At 62.1% G+C, this 15,995-nt stretch carries 16 protein-coding genes and 1 tRNA gene; 7 read left to right on the top strand and 10 right to left on the bottom strand.

Annotated features, from left to right (window positions below; translation table 11 throughout):
* The first annotated feature begins 83 nt into the window (after positions 1 to 83).
* Positions 84 to 563 (top strand): Lrp/AsnC family transcriptional regulator, encoded by a 480-nt coding sequence (locus CJEIK_RS05060; protein ID WP_005294757.1) that lies wholly within the window; start codon positions 84 to 86, stop codon positions 561 to 563.
* Here the strand turns inward: CJEIK_RS05060 and CJEIK_RS05055 are convergent.
* The 5 genes from CJEIK_RS05055 to CJEIK_RS05035 form a co-directional block, all read right to left on the bottom strand.
* On the bottom strand, positions 540 to 1,298 hold the full coding sequence (locus tag CJEIK_RS05055) for a hypothetical protein (RefSeq protein WP_005294754.1): 759 nt from the start codon (positions 1,296 to 1,298) through the stop codon (positions 540 to 542). The two genes, CJEIK_RS05060 and CJEIK_RS05055, sit on opposite strands and share 24 nt — an antisense overlap.
* Before the next feature lie 18 nt (positions 1,299 to 1,316).
* The gene (locus tag CJEIK_RS05050; protein WP_011273551.1) at positions 1,317 to 2,690 is read right to left on the bottom strand and encodes a PFL family protein; all 1,374 of its coding nucleotides are present in this window, start codon (positions 2,688 to 2,690) and stop codon (positions 1,317 to 1,319) included.
* Positions 2,691 to 2,710: 20 nt separating this feature from the next.
* Positions 2,711 to 2,980, bottom strand: a complete 270-nt coding sequence (locus CJEIK_RS05045; protein WP_005294749.1) for an ACT domain-containing protein — start codon at positions 2,978 to 2,980, stop codon at positions 2,711 to 2,713.
* 31 nt (positions 2,981 to 3,011) lie between these two features.
* Positions 3,012 to 3,581 carry a TetR/AcrR family transcriptional regulator gene (locus CJEIK_RS05040; protein WP_034965055.1) on the bottom strand — a complete coding sequence of 190 codons (570 nt, stop codon included), beginning with the start codon at positions 3,579 to 3,581 and terminating at the stop codon, positions 3,012 to 3,014.
* Between the two features lie 116 nt (positions 3,582 to 3,697).
* The gene (locus tag CJEIK_RS05035; RefSeq protein ID WP_005294745.1) at positions 3,698 to 6,508 is read right to left on the bottom strand and encodes an aconitate hydratase; all 2,811 of its coding nucleotides are present in this window, start codon (positions 6,506 to 6,508) and stop codon (positions 3,698 to 3,700) included.
* A 225-nt stretch (positions 6,509 to 6,733) separates the two neighbouring features.
* Here CJEIK_RS05035 and CJEIK_RS05030 point away from each other — a divergent pair, with 225 nt between their 5' ends.
* Complete coding sequence (locus CJEIK_RS05030; protein WP_005294742.1) at positions 6,734 to 7,261, top strand: Rv1476 family membrane protein; 528 nt, start codon at positions 6,734 to 6,736, stop codon at positions 7,259 to 7,261.
* A 401-nt stretch (positions 7,262 to 7,662) separates the two neighbouring features.
* Entirely contained in the window at positions 7,663 to 9,510 is a 1,848-nt protein-coding gene (locus tag CJEIK_RS05025) for a DIP1281 family NlpC/P60 protein (protein WP_034964924.1), read from the top strand.
* 4 nt (positions 9,511 to 9,514) lie between these two features.
* Here CJEIK_RS05025 and CJEIK_RS05020 read toward each other — a convergent pair whose 3' ends face one another.
* Entirely contained in the window at positions 9,515 to 10,291 is a 777-nt protein-coding gene (locus tag CJEIK_RS05020) for a hypothetical protein (RefSeq protein ID WP_034964922.1), read from the bottom strand.
* Between the two features lie 25 nt (positions 10,292 to 10,316).
* Between CJEIK_RS05020 and CJEIK_RS05015 the strand changes: the two genes are divergently transcribed.
* From CJEIK_RS05015 to CJEIK_RS05005, 3 genes are read left to right on the top strand one after another with little or no spacing between them, the layout of a single operon-like run.
* A complete protein-coding gene (locus CJEIK_RS05015) occupies positions 10,317 to 11,147 on the top strand; it encodes a DUF3097 domain-containing protein (protein WP_005294731.1) in 831 nt (276 codons plus the stop codon).
* A 22-nt stretch (positions 11,148 to 11,169) separates the two neighbouring features.
* Positions 11,170 to 11,610, top strand: a complete 441-nt coding sequence (locus CJEIK_RS05010; RefSeq protein WP_005294729.1) for an NfeD family protein — start codon at positions 11,170 to 11,172, stop codon at positions 11,608 to 11,610.
* Between the two features lie 16 nt (positions 11,611 to 11,626).
* Positions 11,627 to 12,754, top strand: a complete 1,128-nt coding sequence (locus CJEIK_RS05005) for an SPFH domain-containing protein (protein WP_005294727.1) — start codon at positions 11,627 to 11,629, stop codon at positions 12,752 to 12,754.
* Here the strand turns inward: CJEIK_RS05005 and CJEIK_RS05000 are convergent.
* The 3 genes from CJEIK_RS05000 to CJEIK_RS04990 all read right to left on the bottom strand — a co-directional run bounded on the left by CJEIK_RS05000 (position 12,751) and on the right by CJEIK_RS04990 (position 14,171).
* Entirely contained in the window at positions 12,751 to 13,371 is a 621-nt protein-coding gene (locus tag CJEIK_RS05000) for a hypothetical protein (RefSeq protein ID WP_005294724.1), read from the bottom strand. The genes CJEIK_RS05005 and CJEIK_RS05000 overlap by 4 nt on opposite strands.
* A gap of 2 nt (positions 13,372 to 13,373) precedes the next feature.
* Entirely contained in the window at positions 13,374 to 14,081 is a 708-nt protein-coding gene (locus tag CJEIK_RS04995; RefSeq protein ID WP_005294721.1) for a TVP38/TMEM64 family protein, read from the bottom strand.
* Between the two features lie 4 nt (positions 14,082 to 14,085).
* A tRNA-Leu gene (locus CJEIK_RS04990) sits at positions 14,086 to 14,171 on the bottom strand.
* A gap of 151 nt (positions 14,172 to 14,322) precedes the next feature.
* Here CJEIK_RS04990 and CJEIK_RS04985 point away from each other — a divergent pair.
* Complete coding sequence (locus tag CJEIK_RS04985) at positions 14,323 to 14,880, top strand: YbhB/YbcL family Raf kinase inhibitor-like protein (RefSeq protein ID WP_005294719.1); 558 nt, start codon at positions 14,323 to 14,325, stop codon at positions 14,878 to 14,880.
* Here the strand turns inward: CJEIK_RS04985 and CJEIK_RS04980 are convergent, their stop codons facing one another.
* Positions 14,881 to 15,984, bottom strand: a complete 1,104-nt coding sequence (locus CJEIK_RS04980) for a quinone-dependent dihydroorotate dehydrogenase (protein ID WP_077536121.1) — start codon at positions 15,982 to 15,984, stop codon at positions 14,881 to 14,883.
* Positions 15,985 to 15,995: the final 11 nt, after the last annotated feature.

The raw sequence follows: 15,995 nt of genomic DNA, 5'->3' as shown, positions 1-15,995 counted from the left end.
CAAGCAACAATCGATTTGCACACAAAAGTAGATGTTGTTTGCCAACAGGCCGCGATGGGGCGTTACAAAGAAAGGTCAAAAGAATGAGGGACCTCGATCAGACAGACATCGAGCTCTGCATGTTGCTCAGTGAAAGGCCTAAGGCCGGGGTGCGCGAGTACGCGCGCGTACTAGGAGTCGCGCGCGCAACCGTGAGCAGTCGCATAGAAAAACTCGTGGAAAGGGGAGTGATCGGTAGCTTCTCCCCACACTTCAACCCAAGCGCCCTCGGCTTTCCACTAGGCGCATTCGTGCACGTAACTCTTGACCAGCGGACATTAGATCAAGCGACAGCGGCGATCCTGAGAATCCCCTGGATCACGGAGGCGCATTCCATTGCCGGGCCCTACGACCTGTCGTGCCGGGTGGTGGCACGCGACCACGAGCATCTAGAGCAGATAACCCTCAAGTTGCAAGAGGTCGAAGGTGTGCAGCGCACAAGGACGGAAATCATCCTGCGCTCCCGCATCCCTATGCGCCACAGTCAGCTACTGCAGGCACTAGCGAACCTGCGAAACCTCTAACGCCGCTTTGACCTGCTTGGCCGACAGGTCTGTTGAAATCGTGGCCGTTTCCGGCTGGCCCGCAATGTACCGGCAGATGGTCCAGCCGTTCGTAAACTCGGGCTCCAGCACATCCATGGGGCCGTCAGCCATGTGCAGATTGTAGGGCTGCCCCTCCCAGTTAGCGGGGGCGTTAAATTCACCGGTCCGGAACGTAAACGGTTCGGTGCCGTCAGTGGGGTAGGCCTGCACCATCGCTTTGTAGTAGTAGCGGCGCTCGGTATTGGTACGTTCCCCATTATCGTTGTGGATTGATACCCGCGTAATCCACACGCCACCCACTCGGGCGGAGGCGAAGCGTAACCAGTCATTCCCCCAGGCCTTGCCCAGAATCCGCAGACGACTGCGGCGTTTAGAAGCGCTATACAGAGCAACTACCGCCATCAGCAGCCCAATGGCTCCGATCACCAAGCCGATCACCAGAGGCTGAGCGCTACCCCGGAAAGCCAGGAAGCCACCCAGACCAAGCAGCACCACGCCGATAATCAGCACCACCGTCTGGACCACACTAAAGCCTGCAGTGTTGCCGGCAACAGGCATGCGGCCGTTGTTCGACAGAGCGGCATTCAGAGCGGCCGACCCTGCAGGCAGAGTACAACGCTGATCGAATGTGCCCGATTGTTCTCCTCGCACAAGACCGTCAAGCGGGTCATCGATTACTACCGAGGAGCGACCGTACTTAAAGACCTCCACCATGCCAGCCAGTAACCCTTCCTAGTTGCGGTAGCCGTGCAGTGGGGCAGGGATGAAACCACCGCGATTAATAAAGTCAGCGCTGCTTGCACGGTTCACGCCAATCACTGGCGCGTATCCCAGCAGGCCCCCGAAGTCCACTTCGTCGCCTACCTTGGTACCGACAGCAGGGATCACGCGCACAGCCGTGGTCTTATGGTTCATCACGCCAATGGCCGCTTCGTCGGCAATCATGCCGGCGATCGACTCTGCGGGGGTATCACCCGGGATGGCGATCATGTCCAGACCGACGGAGCAGATAGCCGTCATGGCCTCTAGCTTGTCGATACTGATGGCGCCGCTGCGCACAGCATCGATCATGCCCTTGTCCTCGGATACCGGAATGAAGGAGCCAGAGAGGCCACCAACGCGCGAGCAGGCCATCATGCCACCCTTCTTCACCGCGTCATTCAGCAGCGCCAAGGCGGCGGTCGTGCCGTGGGTACCCACCTGGCCGAGCCCCATGTGCTCCAAAATGTGCGCCACAGAATCACCGAGCTCCGCAGTGGGTGCCAGAGACAGGTCAACGATACCGAAGGGCACCCCCAGACGTTGCGCGGCCATCACACCCACCAGTTGGCCGGTTCGGGTGATCTTAAATGCCGCGCGCTTGATTTCCTCGGAAACCTCGTTGAGCGTTGCACCTTCCATCTCAGCGACTGCGCGGTCGACCACACCTGGCCCGGATACACCCACGTTGATAACGCAGTCCTGCTCTTCAACACCATGGTAGGCGCCAGCCATAAACGGATTGTCGGAGACGGAGTTAGCAAAAACGACCAGCTTCGCGCAGGCCAATGTGCCGCCCGGCCCATAAGTGGAAGCATCCTTGATGACCTGCCCCATCTCGCGGACCGCGTTCATATTGATGCCAGCCTTCGAGCTGCCGACATTGACGGACGCACAGACCACGTTCGTCTCATTCAGCGCCTCAGGCAGAGAGCGAATCAGGTCCAGCTCGCCGCGCGTAGCCCCCTTGTCCACGAGGGCGGAGTAGCCGCCGATGAAATTCACGCCTACCTCGTTGGCCGCCCGATCCAGCGCTTCGGCAATGCGCACCGGATTGCCCTCTACCGCGGAGGCGAGGATGCCTACCGGAGTGACGGAAATGCGCTTGTTCACGATGGGGATGCCCAGCTCGCGCTCAATCTCTTGAGCTACAGGCACAAGGTTCCGCGCGTAATCCACCACGCGTTCGAACACCGCGTCGGCGGTTGCCTCCATCGTTTCGCGAATGCAGGGCACAAGGTTAATGCCCATCGTTACCGTTCGGATGTCGAGACGATACTTCTCGATCATCTCGATGGTTTCTAGAATGTTGTTGCTTTGGTTTGTGACGCCACGACGTGGATTCATTCTTTGTTCCTTCCGCGCCCCTACACGTCGTGCATGGCGGAGAAGATGGCCTCCGACTGCACTCGGATGACGAGCTTCTCCTGCTTTTCGACCTCCGCCATGCGATCCTGCACATCGGCGATCCCATGCTGGGAGTCATCGATGCGGACGTGCAGAATCATGGTGAAGTAATCGTCCATGATGGTCTGGGAGACATTGAGAATGTTGACGTCTAGCTCGGCCAGGGCAGTGGACACGGCGGCGATGATTCCAGTGTGATCCAGCCCGGTAACGGTCATGATTGCGATCATGCACTACATGCTACTCACCGGGTTGGACAGCCTATTGTCCGGGGGAACGCAGAGCGCTTTCCACGAAGTCCAGCGCGTCGGATAGCCCTTCGGTGCCCTGTCGCTGGGCAAGCCGTCCGAGCACACCCTCGAGCACTAGCTCCAACGTCTGGGCTATCGTCTCGATCTCCACATCCTTGCGGATCCGCCCGCTGGCGCGCTGTTCCCGCAGGCGGGTGCGCACGGTTTCACGCAGCGCCAGCTGATCCAGCTCCCACTTCGCCGCGAAGCAGGGGTCGATGTTCACCCTGCGGGTGATCTCCACACGCATACCCCACCAGTCGGTCAAGTCTTTTGACTTGACTAGGGCGCGAATAGCTCCGATAAGCCCCTCGTCGGCCGTTAGTTCGGCCATTTTGCGCATGTCTTCATGGGCAACCTCGAGAAACAGCTGATCTTTGTTGCCGTAATGGTGGAAGATCGCGCCGCGGGACTTGCCGATGGTTTCTTCCAGCCGGGCGACGGTCGCGCCGTCGTAGCCGTAGCTAGCGAAGCAGTGGCGCGCGCCGGACAGGATCTCGACCTTCCGCTCTGCCAGGTCCGTGTCGCTTACTTTGGGCATCTGCTTAAACCTCGTTGTGTTGTCTAAGAGCACAAAGGCGGTGACCCGCGCTTCTCTCCCCGTGGGGAAGAGGGCGCCGGTCACCGCCTCATGCCAGGCCTATAAGGAGTTATTCCTTACTTGCCGGACATCATGTTGCGCAGAACGAACTGCAGGATGCCGCCGTTGCGGTAGTAGTCTGCCTCACCGGGGGTATCGATGCGGGTCACGGCGTCGAACTCAATCTTCTCGCCGTTCTCCTTGGTGGCAGTTACCTTGACGGTCTTCGGGGTGGAGCCGTTGTTGAGCTCCTCGATGCCCTCGATGTCGAAGGTTTCGGTGCCCTCGATGCCCAGGGACTTCCAGGACTCACCCTCCGGGAACTGCAGCGGGACTACACCCATGCCGATCAGGTTGGAGCGGTGGATACGCTCGAAGGACTCGGCGATGACGGCCTTCACGCCCAGCAGCAGGGTGCCCTTAGCAGCCCAGTCACGGGAGGAGCCGGTGCCGTACTCCTTACCACCCAGAACGACCAGCGGAGTGTTCTCCTTCTGGTAGTTCATGGCGGCGTCGTAGATGAAGGACTGCGGGCCGCCCTCCTGGGTGAAGTCGCGGGTGTAGCCGCCGGAAACACCGTCGAGCAGCTGGTTCTGCAGGCGGATGTTAGCGAAGGTACCGCGAACCATGACCTCGTGGTTACCACGACGTGCGCCCAGGGAGTTGTAGTCCTTGCGCTCCACACCGTTTGCATCCAGGTACTGAGCAGCCGGGGTGCCCGGCTTAATGGTGGAAGCAGGGGAGATGTGGTCGGTCGTCACGGAGTCGCCCAGCAGAGCCAGGACACGTGCGCCCTTGACGTCGTTGACGTCCTCCGGCTCCTTGCTCATGCCGTCGAAGTACGGAGCCTTGCGGATGTAGGTGGACTTCGGATCCCAGTCGAAGGTCTTGCCGGACGGAACCTCCAGGGAACGCCAGCGCTCGTCACCCTCGAAGACGTTTGCGTAGTCCTCGGCGTACAGATCCTTGGTGATGGAGGAAGCGATAACTTCCTCGATGTCCTCGGTGGACGGCCAGATGTCCTTCAGGAAGACATCGTTGCCATCCTGATCCTGACCCAGCGGCTGGGTCTCGAAGTCGAAGTCCATCGTGCCGGCGATCGCGTAGGCGATAACCAGGATCGGGGAGGCCAAGTAGTTCATCTTGACGTCCGGGTTGATGCGCCCCTCGAAGTTACGGTTACCGGACAGGACAGCGGTGGCAGCCAGGTCGCCCTCGTTGATGCCTGCGGAGATCTCCTCCGGCAGCGGACCAGAGTTACCGATACAGGTGGTGCAGCCGTAGCCGACCAGGTAGAAGCCCATGGCCTCCAGGTCCTTCCACAGGCCCGCCTTCTCGTAGTAGCCGTTAACAACCTGGGAACCCGGCGCCATGGAGGTCTTAACCCACGGTGCGGACTTCAGGCCCTTGGCAGCAGCATTGCGTGCCAGCAGGCCAGCGCCGACCATGACGGACGGGTTGGAGGTGTTGGTGCAAGAGGTGATGGAAGCGATGGCGACCATACCGTGGTCCAGCTCGATGTCCTCGCCGTTGTAGTTGACGGTGACCGGGTTGGACGGGCGGCCCTCTGCGCCTGCAGCTGCGGAAGGAATGTTGCCCTTCGCATCAGCAGCGGATGCCGGGGTGCCGGCAGCCTGGGCAGAAGTGTCCTCGGTAGCCGGACCCTCTGCGTCGAAGTCCGGGGTAGAGGCAGAAGCGTCGGCGTCGACGTAGTTGTGCAGGTCCTTGCGGAACTGTGCCTTGGAGTCGTTCAGCTCGATGCGGTCCTGCGGACGCTTCGGGCCAGCGATGGAAGGAACGACGGTGGACAGATCCAGCTCGAGGTACTCGGAGTACTCGACTTCCTTCTCCGGGTCCAGCCACATGCCCTGTGCCTTGGCGTAAGCCTCGACGCGGTCCAGGGTCTCCTGGTCGCGGCCGGTCAGCTCCAGGTACTTCACGGTCTCTTCGTCGATCGGGAACATAGCCGCGGTGGAGCCGAACTCCGGGGACATGTTACCGATGGTTGCGCGGTTGGCCAGCGGCAGCTCGCCAACGCCCTTGCCGTAGAACTCGACGAACTTGCCGACCACGCCGTGCTGGCGCAGCATGTCGGTGATGGTCAGAACGACGTCGGTGGCGGTAACGCCAGCCGGGATCTCGCCGGTCAGCTTGAAGCCAACGACGCGCGGGATCAGCATGGAGATCGGCTGGCCGAGCATTGCAGCCTCAGCCTCGATGCCGCCGACACCCCAGCCCAGGATGCCCAGGCCGTTTTCCATGGTGGTGTGGGAGTCGGTACCAACACAGGTGTCCGGGTAAGCCAGGCCGTTGTTGTCGAAGACGGAGCGGGCCAGGTACTCGATGTTCACCTGGTGGACGATGCCGGTTCCCGGAGGAACGACGCGGAAGTTCTCGAAGGCGCCGGTGCCCCAGCGCAGGAACTTGTAGCGCTCGTCGTTGCGCTGGTACTCGATCTCGACGTTCTTCTCCAGAGCGTCGGCGTTACCGAATGCCTCGATGATCACGGAGTGGTCGATGACCATCTCAGCCGGGTTCAGCGGGTTAACGTCGTCTGCGTTGCCACCCAGGGCAACCACGGCGTCACGAATGGTGGCCAGGTCAACGATGCAGGCCACGCCGGTGAAGTCCTGCATGATAACGCGGGCCGGGGTGAACTGGATCTCGAAGTTGGGCTCTGCGGAAGAATCCCAGTTGGCGATGGCCTCGATGTGCTCGCGAGTGGTGTTCTTACCATCCTCGTTGCGCAGCAGGTTCTCGCCGAGAACCTTCAGGGAGTAGGGAAGCTTCTCCATTCCCGGCACAGCATCCAGCGCGAAGTAGTCGTAAGACTTCTCGCCGACCTGCAGAGTGCTCTTGGAATCGAAGGAGTTAATGCTTTCAGCCACAGTGAGCTCCTTTAATCTCTTCTCTTAGTCGAAATGTCGTCGTCGATGTGGTCGCCGCCGCACACGGGCCAGCCGCCCGCGGCGGGGGCTCTGCTTACCATTGTGGCAGCATTCTTGCCGCGACGTCACCACAAATTTTAACAGTACGATTGTCCTGCTGCGAATCCTGCAGGTTTAAGCGTGTCGCCGTTACCCCCACCCCTCTTTTGGTGCTAAAAACGTCCCATGACCGATACGCCTAACCCCGCCCCTTCGGACGACGTTGCGCAGCTCATTGCCTCTCTTAATGACGCCCCTGTCTTCGTTGCCGAGGATTTCCCGACCGAGGTGGAGTCTGGATCGGCCGGCCTATCCAAGAGCCTCAACGAGGTGGTTGAGGCGACCGAGAGGGGAGAGTCGGCGTCCAAAATAGGCACCCTAAAGATCGGCTACATCAGTCAGGACGGGGAGCGCCACAACAATCTGCGCGACGTCGCGCAGAAAGTGCTCGACGGCACGGACGCGGACACGGTGATTCTGAAGTCCCCGAGCCAGGCGACGGCAGTGTCGGAGAATCTGTCGCGCTATGCCATCGAATCGAACTATAAGGTTCTCTATGGCGCCAACAGTCACCCGGAGGCGACGCAGGAGTTCCTCAACCAGGCGGCAGGGTATGAAACTCCAACCGCTCTGGCCAACGTGGGAGTGGTCCTAGCAGTGGCCGTGGCGGCCGTAATTGCTTCGTTATCAAAGCTGCGGACCAAGCAGAAGTAGATAACGGTTTAGAATAGTCAAGCCTGGGGGATTGACTAACCTTAAGGGTGAATCTAGAGAAACGGGGGCTTCTTACAGGTAGCGCAATCCGACACGCCTACACGCTCGTAAATGTGACATAAATCACACTTGTAACTTTTCCGTTACTATTCGCAGGTCAAGGCAATTGCCGTTACTTATGTGACTAGTGCGATTCATGGGATTCATGGTGAAAAAGTTTACGGCCTTGACTCGTGTGCTCTAGGGTTCCCAGTGTCAACTTTTGAAACGAGTTGATCTCGAAGTGATTTTTGAGAGTCACCCGACGGGACCTGTACTGATCGCATGGGGAAGTGCGGCCAGCTGGACCGAGGGTTTCGCTCGCTTCAAAGCCAGTTGTATAAACACCAGGAGAATCGATCGTGACACCACGACCACAAAGCCGTAAACGAACGGTGCTGGCCGTCGCAGTGACCGCTGGAGTGACGCTGCAGTCGACGACTATGGTCGCCCAGGCCGACGACAAGCGCACCGTCGAAAGCTTCCTGGCCGACCTCGTCGGCCAGGTTTCTCGCGCCAAGTCCCAGGTTTCCGAAATGGAGACGCTCATGGGCTCGCTGCGAGAGGATGCCAACAAGGCTCGCGTCGACCTCGTCAACAGCCAGTCCGCCGCCCAAACGGCCCAGGACAAGGTCATGGACGCACGCGGACGCCTCAAGGATTCCGATACCGAGGTAACCAAGGCACAGGCGAAGCTGAACGACATCGCGCGTTCCGCCTACGCCCAGGGGGGCGACGCCTCCGCAGTGAACCTGGCTGCCGGCGGAAGTGACGCGGTTGGTGACACGCTCGATCGCTCCTCCTACATCGACGCAGCCTCCAAGAAGCAAAAGGACGAGGTCGACCGCCTCGACCTTGCGCGTACCCAGAACGCCAACGAGGAATCCTCGCTGCGCGACTCCCGCGACAAGGCGAATTCGGCTGTCGACGACGCAGTAAGCAAGTACAACACCGCGCGTGACACGCTGAACAACTCCCAGAAGAGCCTCACCGAGAAGCAAAAGGAATACAAGCGCCTACTCGATGAGAAGTCGAAGGCGGAAAAGGCACTGCGCGAGGCCCGCGCCGCCGTGGAAACCTTCACCAACACCCACCCAGAGGCTTCTAGCTGGGACAAGCGCAAGGTCGCCGAAAAGGCTGCCGAGAAGGCTGGCGCCAAGGTCGAAAAGGCCGAGGACGCCGAAGATAAGGCCCAGGAGACTCCGGCGGAGGAGACTCAGTCCACTGAGAACTCCACCGAGAACACTGAGACCACCGAGAACACTGAGGACGCTCAGCCGGCTGAGGCTAACGAATCCACTGAGTCCGACCAGTCCGACCAGTCCGACGAGTCCCCGGCGCAGGGTTCCCTTGGCAACCCGGCGGGCCTGCCGGAGCTCCCGGCGGAGCTGCAGTCCTCCTACGACCTGAACCCCAGTGGCGATGACCAGCGCCAGGCTGCCCTCGACGGTCTGCGCAAGGCCGGCGAATCCGCGCTGATGGCCGGCTTCACCACCGCATTGTCTGGCAATCCGGATGGTGCCGTGGCAGCCGCAGCCCACGCGGGCCGCGAAACAGCGGGCCAGGAGTACGACCGCGCCATGGGCGCCGGTACTAGCACCGCACCAGCGGCGCAGGAGACCCCGGAAACTGCAGAGGCTCCCGAGACTCCTGAAGCTCCGGAGAACCCGGAGACTGCAGAGACCCCCGAGGCTCCCGACGAGGCCGTAGCCCCAGAAACTCCGGAAACTCCGGAGAACCCGGCTGAGGCCATCGCCGACGCCCTGGATCCGAGCAGCCCCGATACCTCCGGCACCGCCGAAGAGAAGATCGAGCGCGTCATCAAGCGCGCCGAAAGCCAGCTGGGCCTGCCCTACGCATGGGGCGGCGGCAACTTCCACGGCCCGACCAAGGGCATCCGCGACGGCGGTGTAGCCGACGCGCACGGCGACTACAACAAGGTCGGCTTCGACTGCTCCGGCCTGATGATGTACGCATTCTACGGCGTGGGCATCGAGTTGCAGCACTACTCTGGCTACCAGTACACGGCCGGCAAGCAGGTTCCTTCCTCTGAGGCCAAGCGCGGCGACATGCTGTTCTGGCCAGGCCACGTCGCCCTGTACCTGGGTGACGGCAAGATGATCGAGGCCCCGCAGTCCGGCGATGTCGTCAAGATCTCCGACGTGCGCTGGGGCGGCATGCAGCCCATGGCAGTCCGCATGATCGAGTGATGATCTAACGCAGCAGCTCCCGCTGCGCATAGTCCACAGCCACCATCCGGGCGGTTCTTACCGCCCGGAGCATTGGCATTAGATGGGGGTCCAGGCTCGCACCCACCTCGGAGCGCTTAGTGACCTCCACAATCGCCGCCACCTGATCGGCCCTGGCCATCAGCTTCGCGGCGCGACTGGGCACTCCCGGCGGCATGCCGGGAAGCCCAAAGGCATCGTTCAAGGCTCCCACCGCCAGCTCAGCGCGTTGAAACGCCGCGCCACCGCTCGGCACGTGCCCTGCGTTCCGCACCATCCTCGTTGCATTATCCGCAGCCTCACGCAGCAGCTGATCTGCCTCACCCGGCGAGTAGACCGGCAGCGGTGGAACTGGCCCCTTCAACTGATCCCACGACCAACTGACTAGGTGGGCGTCAATAACACGAGGGCTAAGCACGTGGCTGACCAAGGGGTCGCGGTCGGCGATGATTAGTGACGCCCCCTCCGGGCCAACCGGCAGCACGGTCGCGTCGCCGGGGCCGGAAAGCGCCAGCTGGATCAAGGGGCGTTCGTCCAATCCGACGGGCGCCTCGTCGGCCACGGAGCGGATATGGCCGAGCATCTCCACCAGTCCGCCCCCGTCGGGCTCCAAGCGGTGATGCTTGCCCTGGGTGGCGTGGAAAGCGTCGATCACTTCGTCTGCCCCGATGATCCCGTGCAGCCACCAAGCCAGCCATAGGGAGGTGTTCTGCACGGGCGACCACAGTTGCGCCCCAAGCCACGTCGGTACCGGATCAGTCATTTTTCCTAGCCTAAGCTGGTTGTCCATGAGCTTCAATTACGGTGACATCATGAAGGGCCACTCTCGCAACCAGAAACCCAGCATTACGCGCGTCGCGCCGGAGCTGGGCATGGTGGTGGAGGTCATCGCCGATGACTTCGTCGGTGCCGTGGTGGGCGGGGAGAAGACCGCCGACGGCGACTTCATTCGCCTGGAGGATCGCTACGGAAAAACGCGCCTGTTCAAGCTTCGCGAGGGCGCATTTCTGCTTGAGGGCAAGCCTATTACCTTGACTCGTTATGTAGATCCCAGGATGCTGCCACCGAAGCAGCGCACCTCCAACTCAGGCTCGCGGCGCGTAGAAAACGTACAAGCCAAAGTCGCGGCGCCCTCCCGCATTTGGGTGGAAGGCATCCACGATGCCGCAATCGTCGAACAAGTCTGGGGGCATGACTTGCGCGTGGAAGGCGTGGTCGTCGAGTACCTGGAGGGCCTCGACAACCTGCCGGAGCGGCTCGCCGAGTTCCAGCCCTCCGCGACCCGCCGTGTGGGCGTGCTCGCGGACCACCTCGTCGAGGGAACGAAAGAGGCGCGTTTGACCGCATCCTTAGGCCCACACGTGATGGTCACCGGCCACCCGTACATCGACATCTGGGAGGCCGTGAAGCCGCAAAGCGTTGGCATCCGCGCGTGGCCGAAGATCCCGCGCGGCATCGATTGGAAAACAGGCGTGTGCCAAGAGCTCGGCTGGGGTAGCCCGCAGGACGGTTGGCGTCGGGTGGCGGCTGCAGCCAAGACCTTTCGCGATCTGGACTCCACTCTTATCGGTGCGGTGGAAAGGCTGATCGATTTCGTTACTGTCCCGCCGGAATACTGAAACACCAACTAGGATCCTGACTATGGGTCCGATCATTTGGTTAATCGCAGCGGGAGTGTTGGCCCTTGGCGAGCTCCTCGTTGCGGATATGTCCTTGCTCATGCTCAGTGCGGCTGCATTGATCACTGCCGGGATTTCGCTGGCGGACATTCCGGTATGGGCAGAAATACTGGTTTTCGGCCTGGCTTCACTGGCGACCATCTTGGCGATTCGGCCCATCCTGCGCAAACGCCTTATGCAAGCACGCTCAGAACATACCTTCGACCACGCCGAACTGACGGGTAGGAACGCAGTGGTGGTTGAGGCTGTTAGTGCCGAAGTACAAAGCGGCGGCATGGTGCGCATCGCCGGCGAGCTGTGGTCGGCGCGCTCGGCAACCCCAGGGGATGTTTATTCCCAGGGAGAGTCCGTACAGGTGATAGACATCGACGGCACGACTGCAGTCGTGTGGAAGAACAAATAGAAGGGCTTAACGACTTATGAGCTTCACAATTTTCTTGGTGGTCTTGCTGCTCATCATCGCTACGGTGATCATCAAGATGGTGGCCCTCATCCCACAGGGTGAGGCGGCTGTTATCGAACGCTTGGGTACGTACACCCGCACTGTTTCCGGCGGTTTGACGCTTCTCGTTCCCTTTGTCGACCGTATCCGCGACAAGGTCGATACCCGTGAGCAGGTCGTGAGCTTCCCTCCCCAGGCCGTGATCACGCAGGATAACCTGACGGTCGCCATTGATACCGTGGTCACCTTTCAGATCAACGACCCGGCGCGCGCCATCTACGGCGTGAACAACTACATCGTCGGCGTGGAGCAGATCTCCGTCGCCACGCTGCGCGACGTGGTTGGTGGCATGACGCTGGAGGAGACCCTGACTTCCCGTGAGATCATCAACCGCCGCCTGCGCGGCGAGCTGGACGCGGCCACCACCAAGTGGGGCCTGCGCATCTCCCGCGTGGAACTGAAGGCCATCGACCCGCCGGCATCCATCCAGCAATCGATGGAGATGCAGATGAAGGCGGACCGCGAGAAGCGCGCCATGATTCTTACCGCCGAGGGTCGCCGCGAGTCGGACATCAAGACCGCTGAGGGTGAAAAGCAGGCCCGCATCCTGGCTGCTGAGGGTGAAAAGCACGCGCACATCCTGGCCGCAGAGGCCGAGCGCCAGGCAGCCATCCTGCGCGCCGAGGGTACCCGCGCGGCCCGCTACTTGGAGGCCCAGGGTGAAGCCAAGGCCATCCAGAAGGTCAACGCGGCTATCAAGTCCGCTCAGGTCACGCCCGAGGTGCTGGCCTACCAGTACCTGGAGAAGCTGCCGGAGATGGCGAAGGGCTCTGCCAACAAGACCTGGATGATCCCAATGCAGTTCGGCGACTCCCTGGAGCAGTTCGCCAAGGCCCTGGCCAAGAAGGACGACGAGGGCGTGTTCCGCTACGAGCCGAAGCCGGTGGACGATGCCACTCGCGAGCAGGCCAACGAGTCGAGCTCCGAGGATTGGTTTAACACCGCCTCCTCGCCCGAGATCGCCGAGGCCGTTGCCGCCGCCAACGCCGTGGCGAACAAGCCCGTCGACGAAGCTGCGCTCGACAATCCCTACAACGAGGGCTAGTTCTTTAGCTCGTCTGCCCTGGCCAGCATGTGCACGGCCAGGGTCCAGCCGGCCTGCTCCGCATGCCAGCCCGCCGCCGCAAGCCGCTGGCTCATCGCCTGCTTGCTGATGCCCACAATCTCTGCCGCCTCGGCTTGCAAGTGCCCAGCGCGCAGCAGGGCAGTGGCCTCGCGGCCCTCCTTTGTGCGCCGCGCCAACACGTGGGCCAGCAGGGTGAAGGCCGCCGCGATGTCCTGGGCAACTTCGGCCGCCCGCCCCGGGGCGATCACACCGCCCGGGCCTGGCTTTTCAATCCGCACCGACACCGCCCCCGCACGCTGCGAGCGGGTCACCGCGCGGGTGGCTGCACCGATGGTCTCTTCCACGGACGACGGGGCGTCCCCATCAACCTCCGCAACCACCGAGCCAATGCCGAGTGCGAAGTCACCCGCCTGTAGCAAAGACATCACCAGACCGCCGGCCTCGTCGGGGCCGGGCGCGATGCAGACGAAGTCCTCGATGCCCTTCATCTCCACGGACTCGACCATCGAGGATCGCTCCAGTGCCGCCGCGACGTCGCGGACGTACTCTCCACGGCGTTGCGAACGGCCCCGATAGGCGGCATACACGGCAAACATGTCTATAAACCTACTTCATTGGCTTTGCGCAGCTGGCGCCAGAGTCGAATCTCGTTCGCAGCGAGCGCGAAACCGGCGCACACCACCACAACGCTGAGTAGCAAGATCCACGGCTGCCCACCCGTAGCGAGCGCATCGGAGGCCATAGCCGTGGCGATAGTATTCGGCGCAGAGCCCACGATCGTAGCCAGCACATAGGGCACAAACGGGATGCGGCTCAACCCACAGGCGTAATTCAGCAGCGAAAAGGGGATTGCCGGAACCATGCGCAGCCCCAGCACGGCGATCCAGCCGCGCTCGGCGATCCTTTCCTGCAGAAACTGGATGCGCTGTGCATCTTGGGTCTTCTTTTCCACCCACCTGCCACCGACGGCGCGCACCAAGATCAGCGACAGCGCGGCAGAGGCACCCACGCCCACCAGCGCCAGCACCGAGCCCCACAGGGACCCGAACATCACGCCCGCGGCGATAGTCCAGATCGTGCGGGGGAGCGGCAGCTGGGTAAAAGCGACCAACAGCACCACAAAAGTCAGCGGCGCCCAAGCGCCCGTGGAGGCCACCCAGGTACGAATATCCTCGACCGCAGGTTTCGGGACGAAGTAGACGAAAGCGACCAGCAGGATCGGAACGAGGACGCTTAAGAAGCGGTACCGCAGCTTTAGCCCCCACCACGCGCTAAAGGCGTGGCCTACAAAGCGTGGGATTTTCATGTTGTGTCCGGAGGGGGACTTGAACCCCCACGTCCGTTAATAGGACACTAGCACCTCAAGCTAGCGCGTCTGCCATTCCGCCACCCGGACTTGGGTTGCGCACACCACAGTAAGTGGTGGCAACTCCCGCCACTTTAATGCCAAGCCAGTGATTTACACAAATACACAGGTCAGGGGGAGTTACTTGTATCTGGATAAGCACTTTAGTGCGCTCGCCCAAAGCTTTGACTAGCGTGGTGCTATGTCCGATAACAACGCACAGCACCAGCCCACTTACATCGACGACCGTTTCCCCGGCCCGGATCCTTACGCGCCACTGACGGACCTGCCCACGCTGGAGGTCACCAGTGAGACCTTCGCCGACGGCGATCGCCTGCCCGAGGAGCAGCTGGGGGGCAACGATGTCTCGCCCCAGCTGAGCTGGTCTGCAGGCCCGGAGGGCACGAAGACTTACGCGGTTACCTGTTTTGATCCGGACGCCCCTACGGCCAGCGGCTTCTGGCACTGGGCCGTCTTTAACATCCCGGCGGATGTAACCTCCCTGCAGCTAGGAGCTGGCAACGAAGACCTTAGCGGCCTGCCCAAGGGGGCAGTGGCATTGCGCGGCGACAGCCGTTCCTGGGGCTACTACGGCGCCAACCCGCCGGCTGGCCACGGTCCGCACCGCTACCTGTTCGCCGTCCACGCGGTAGACGAGGAGCTGGACATCGACGACCGCCAGACCCCGACCGTCCTGGGCTTTAACTTGAACTTCAAGGCCACCGCCCGAGGCATCATCTGGGGCTGGGCCGAAAACTAGCTAAGCGTCCACCCACGGCAACCCGCTGCCCACGGCCTGCGAGATATTCTCCAGGCCGTGGGCTTTCAACTGTGCAGACAGGCCCTGGTGGATCTCGCGGATCCAGTCCGGGCCGCCGTAGATGAACGGCGTGTAGCCCTGGATCAGGCTGGCGCCGGCGGCGATGCGCTCCCACGCCGCCCGCGGGGTGTCGATGCCACCCACTCCGATCAGCACCAGCTTCCCGTCGGCGCGGGCCGCCAGGCGGCGCAGCACCTCCAGCGCGCGGGCTGCCACCGGAGCGCCCGAAATGCCGCCCGCACCCATGGCCTCCACCTCGTGGGCCGGGGTCTTCAGGCCTTCGCGGCTGATGGTGGTGTTCGTGGCGATCAGACCCGTCACGCCCATCTCGATGGCCAGGTCGCAGACCTTGTCAATGTCCTCGTCGCTTAAGTCCGGGGCGATCTTCACAAACAGCGGGCGGGTGCTTTCCTCCTGCACCGCGCTGATGATCGGGCGCAGGGATTCCACCGCCTGCAGATCGCGCAGTCCAGGCGTGTTGGGGGAGGAGACGTTGATCACCAGGTAGTCGGCCACCCCGCCGATGGCCTTGGCGGACTCGCGGTAGTCGCGATCCGCAATCTCAGCGGCCACCAGCTTGGACTTGCCCAGGTTCGCACCCACCGGGATGTCCGTGCTGCGCTTCTGCAGGCGCATAGCCGCCGCACGGGAGCCCTCGTTATTGAAGCCCATGCGGTTGAGAATGGCCTTGTCCTTCGGCAGACGGAACAGGCGCGGGGTGGGGTTTCCCGGCTGTGCCAGGGCAGTGACGGTGCCGATTTCTGCGAAACCGAAGCCCAGCGGTCCCCAGGCGTCGACCTCCTTGGCGTCCTTGTCGAAGCCCGCGGCCAAACCGAGCGGACGCGGGAAGGTGAGCCCGGCGATCTGCTGGCTCAGCGCGTCATCGTGCACGGCCAGAGCGCCGTCCATCGCAGACAGGGCAGCCCTGGAGCCCGCCACCTGCTGCAGCCCGCGGGACATCAGCCCGTGGATGCGCTCCGGGCGCAGGGTAAACATTCCCTTCAGCGCCACCTGGTAGGCGCCGTGACGAATCTTCTTCAGCATTTCTGATCCCC

Source organism: Corynebacterium jeikeium, assembly GCF_028609885.1.
GTDB classification, from domain to species: domain Bacteria; phylum Actinomycetota; class Actinomycetes; order Mycobacteriales; family Mycobacteriaceae; genus Corynebacterium; species Corynebacterium jeikeium.
This window is presented reverse-complemented; position numbering and strand designations above follow the sequence as displayed.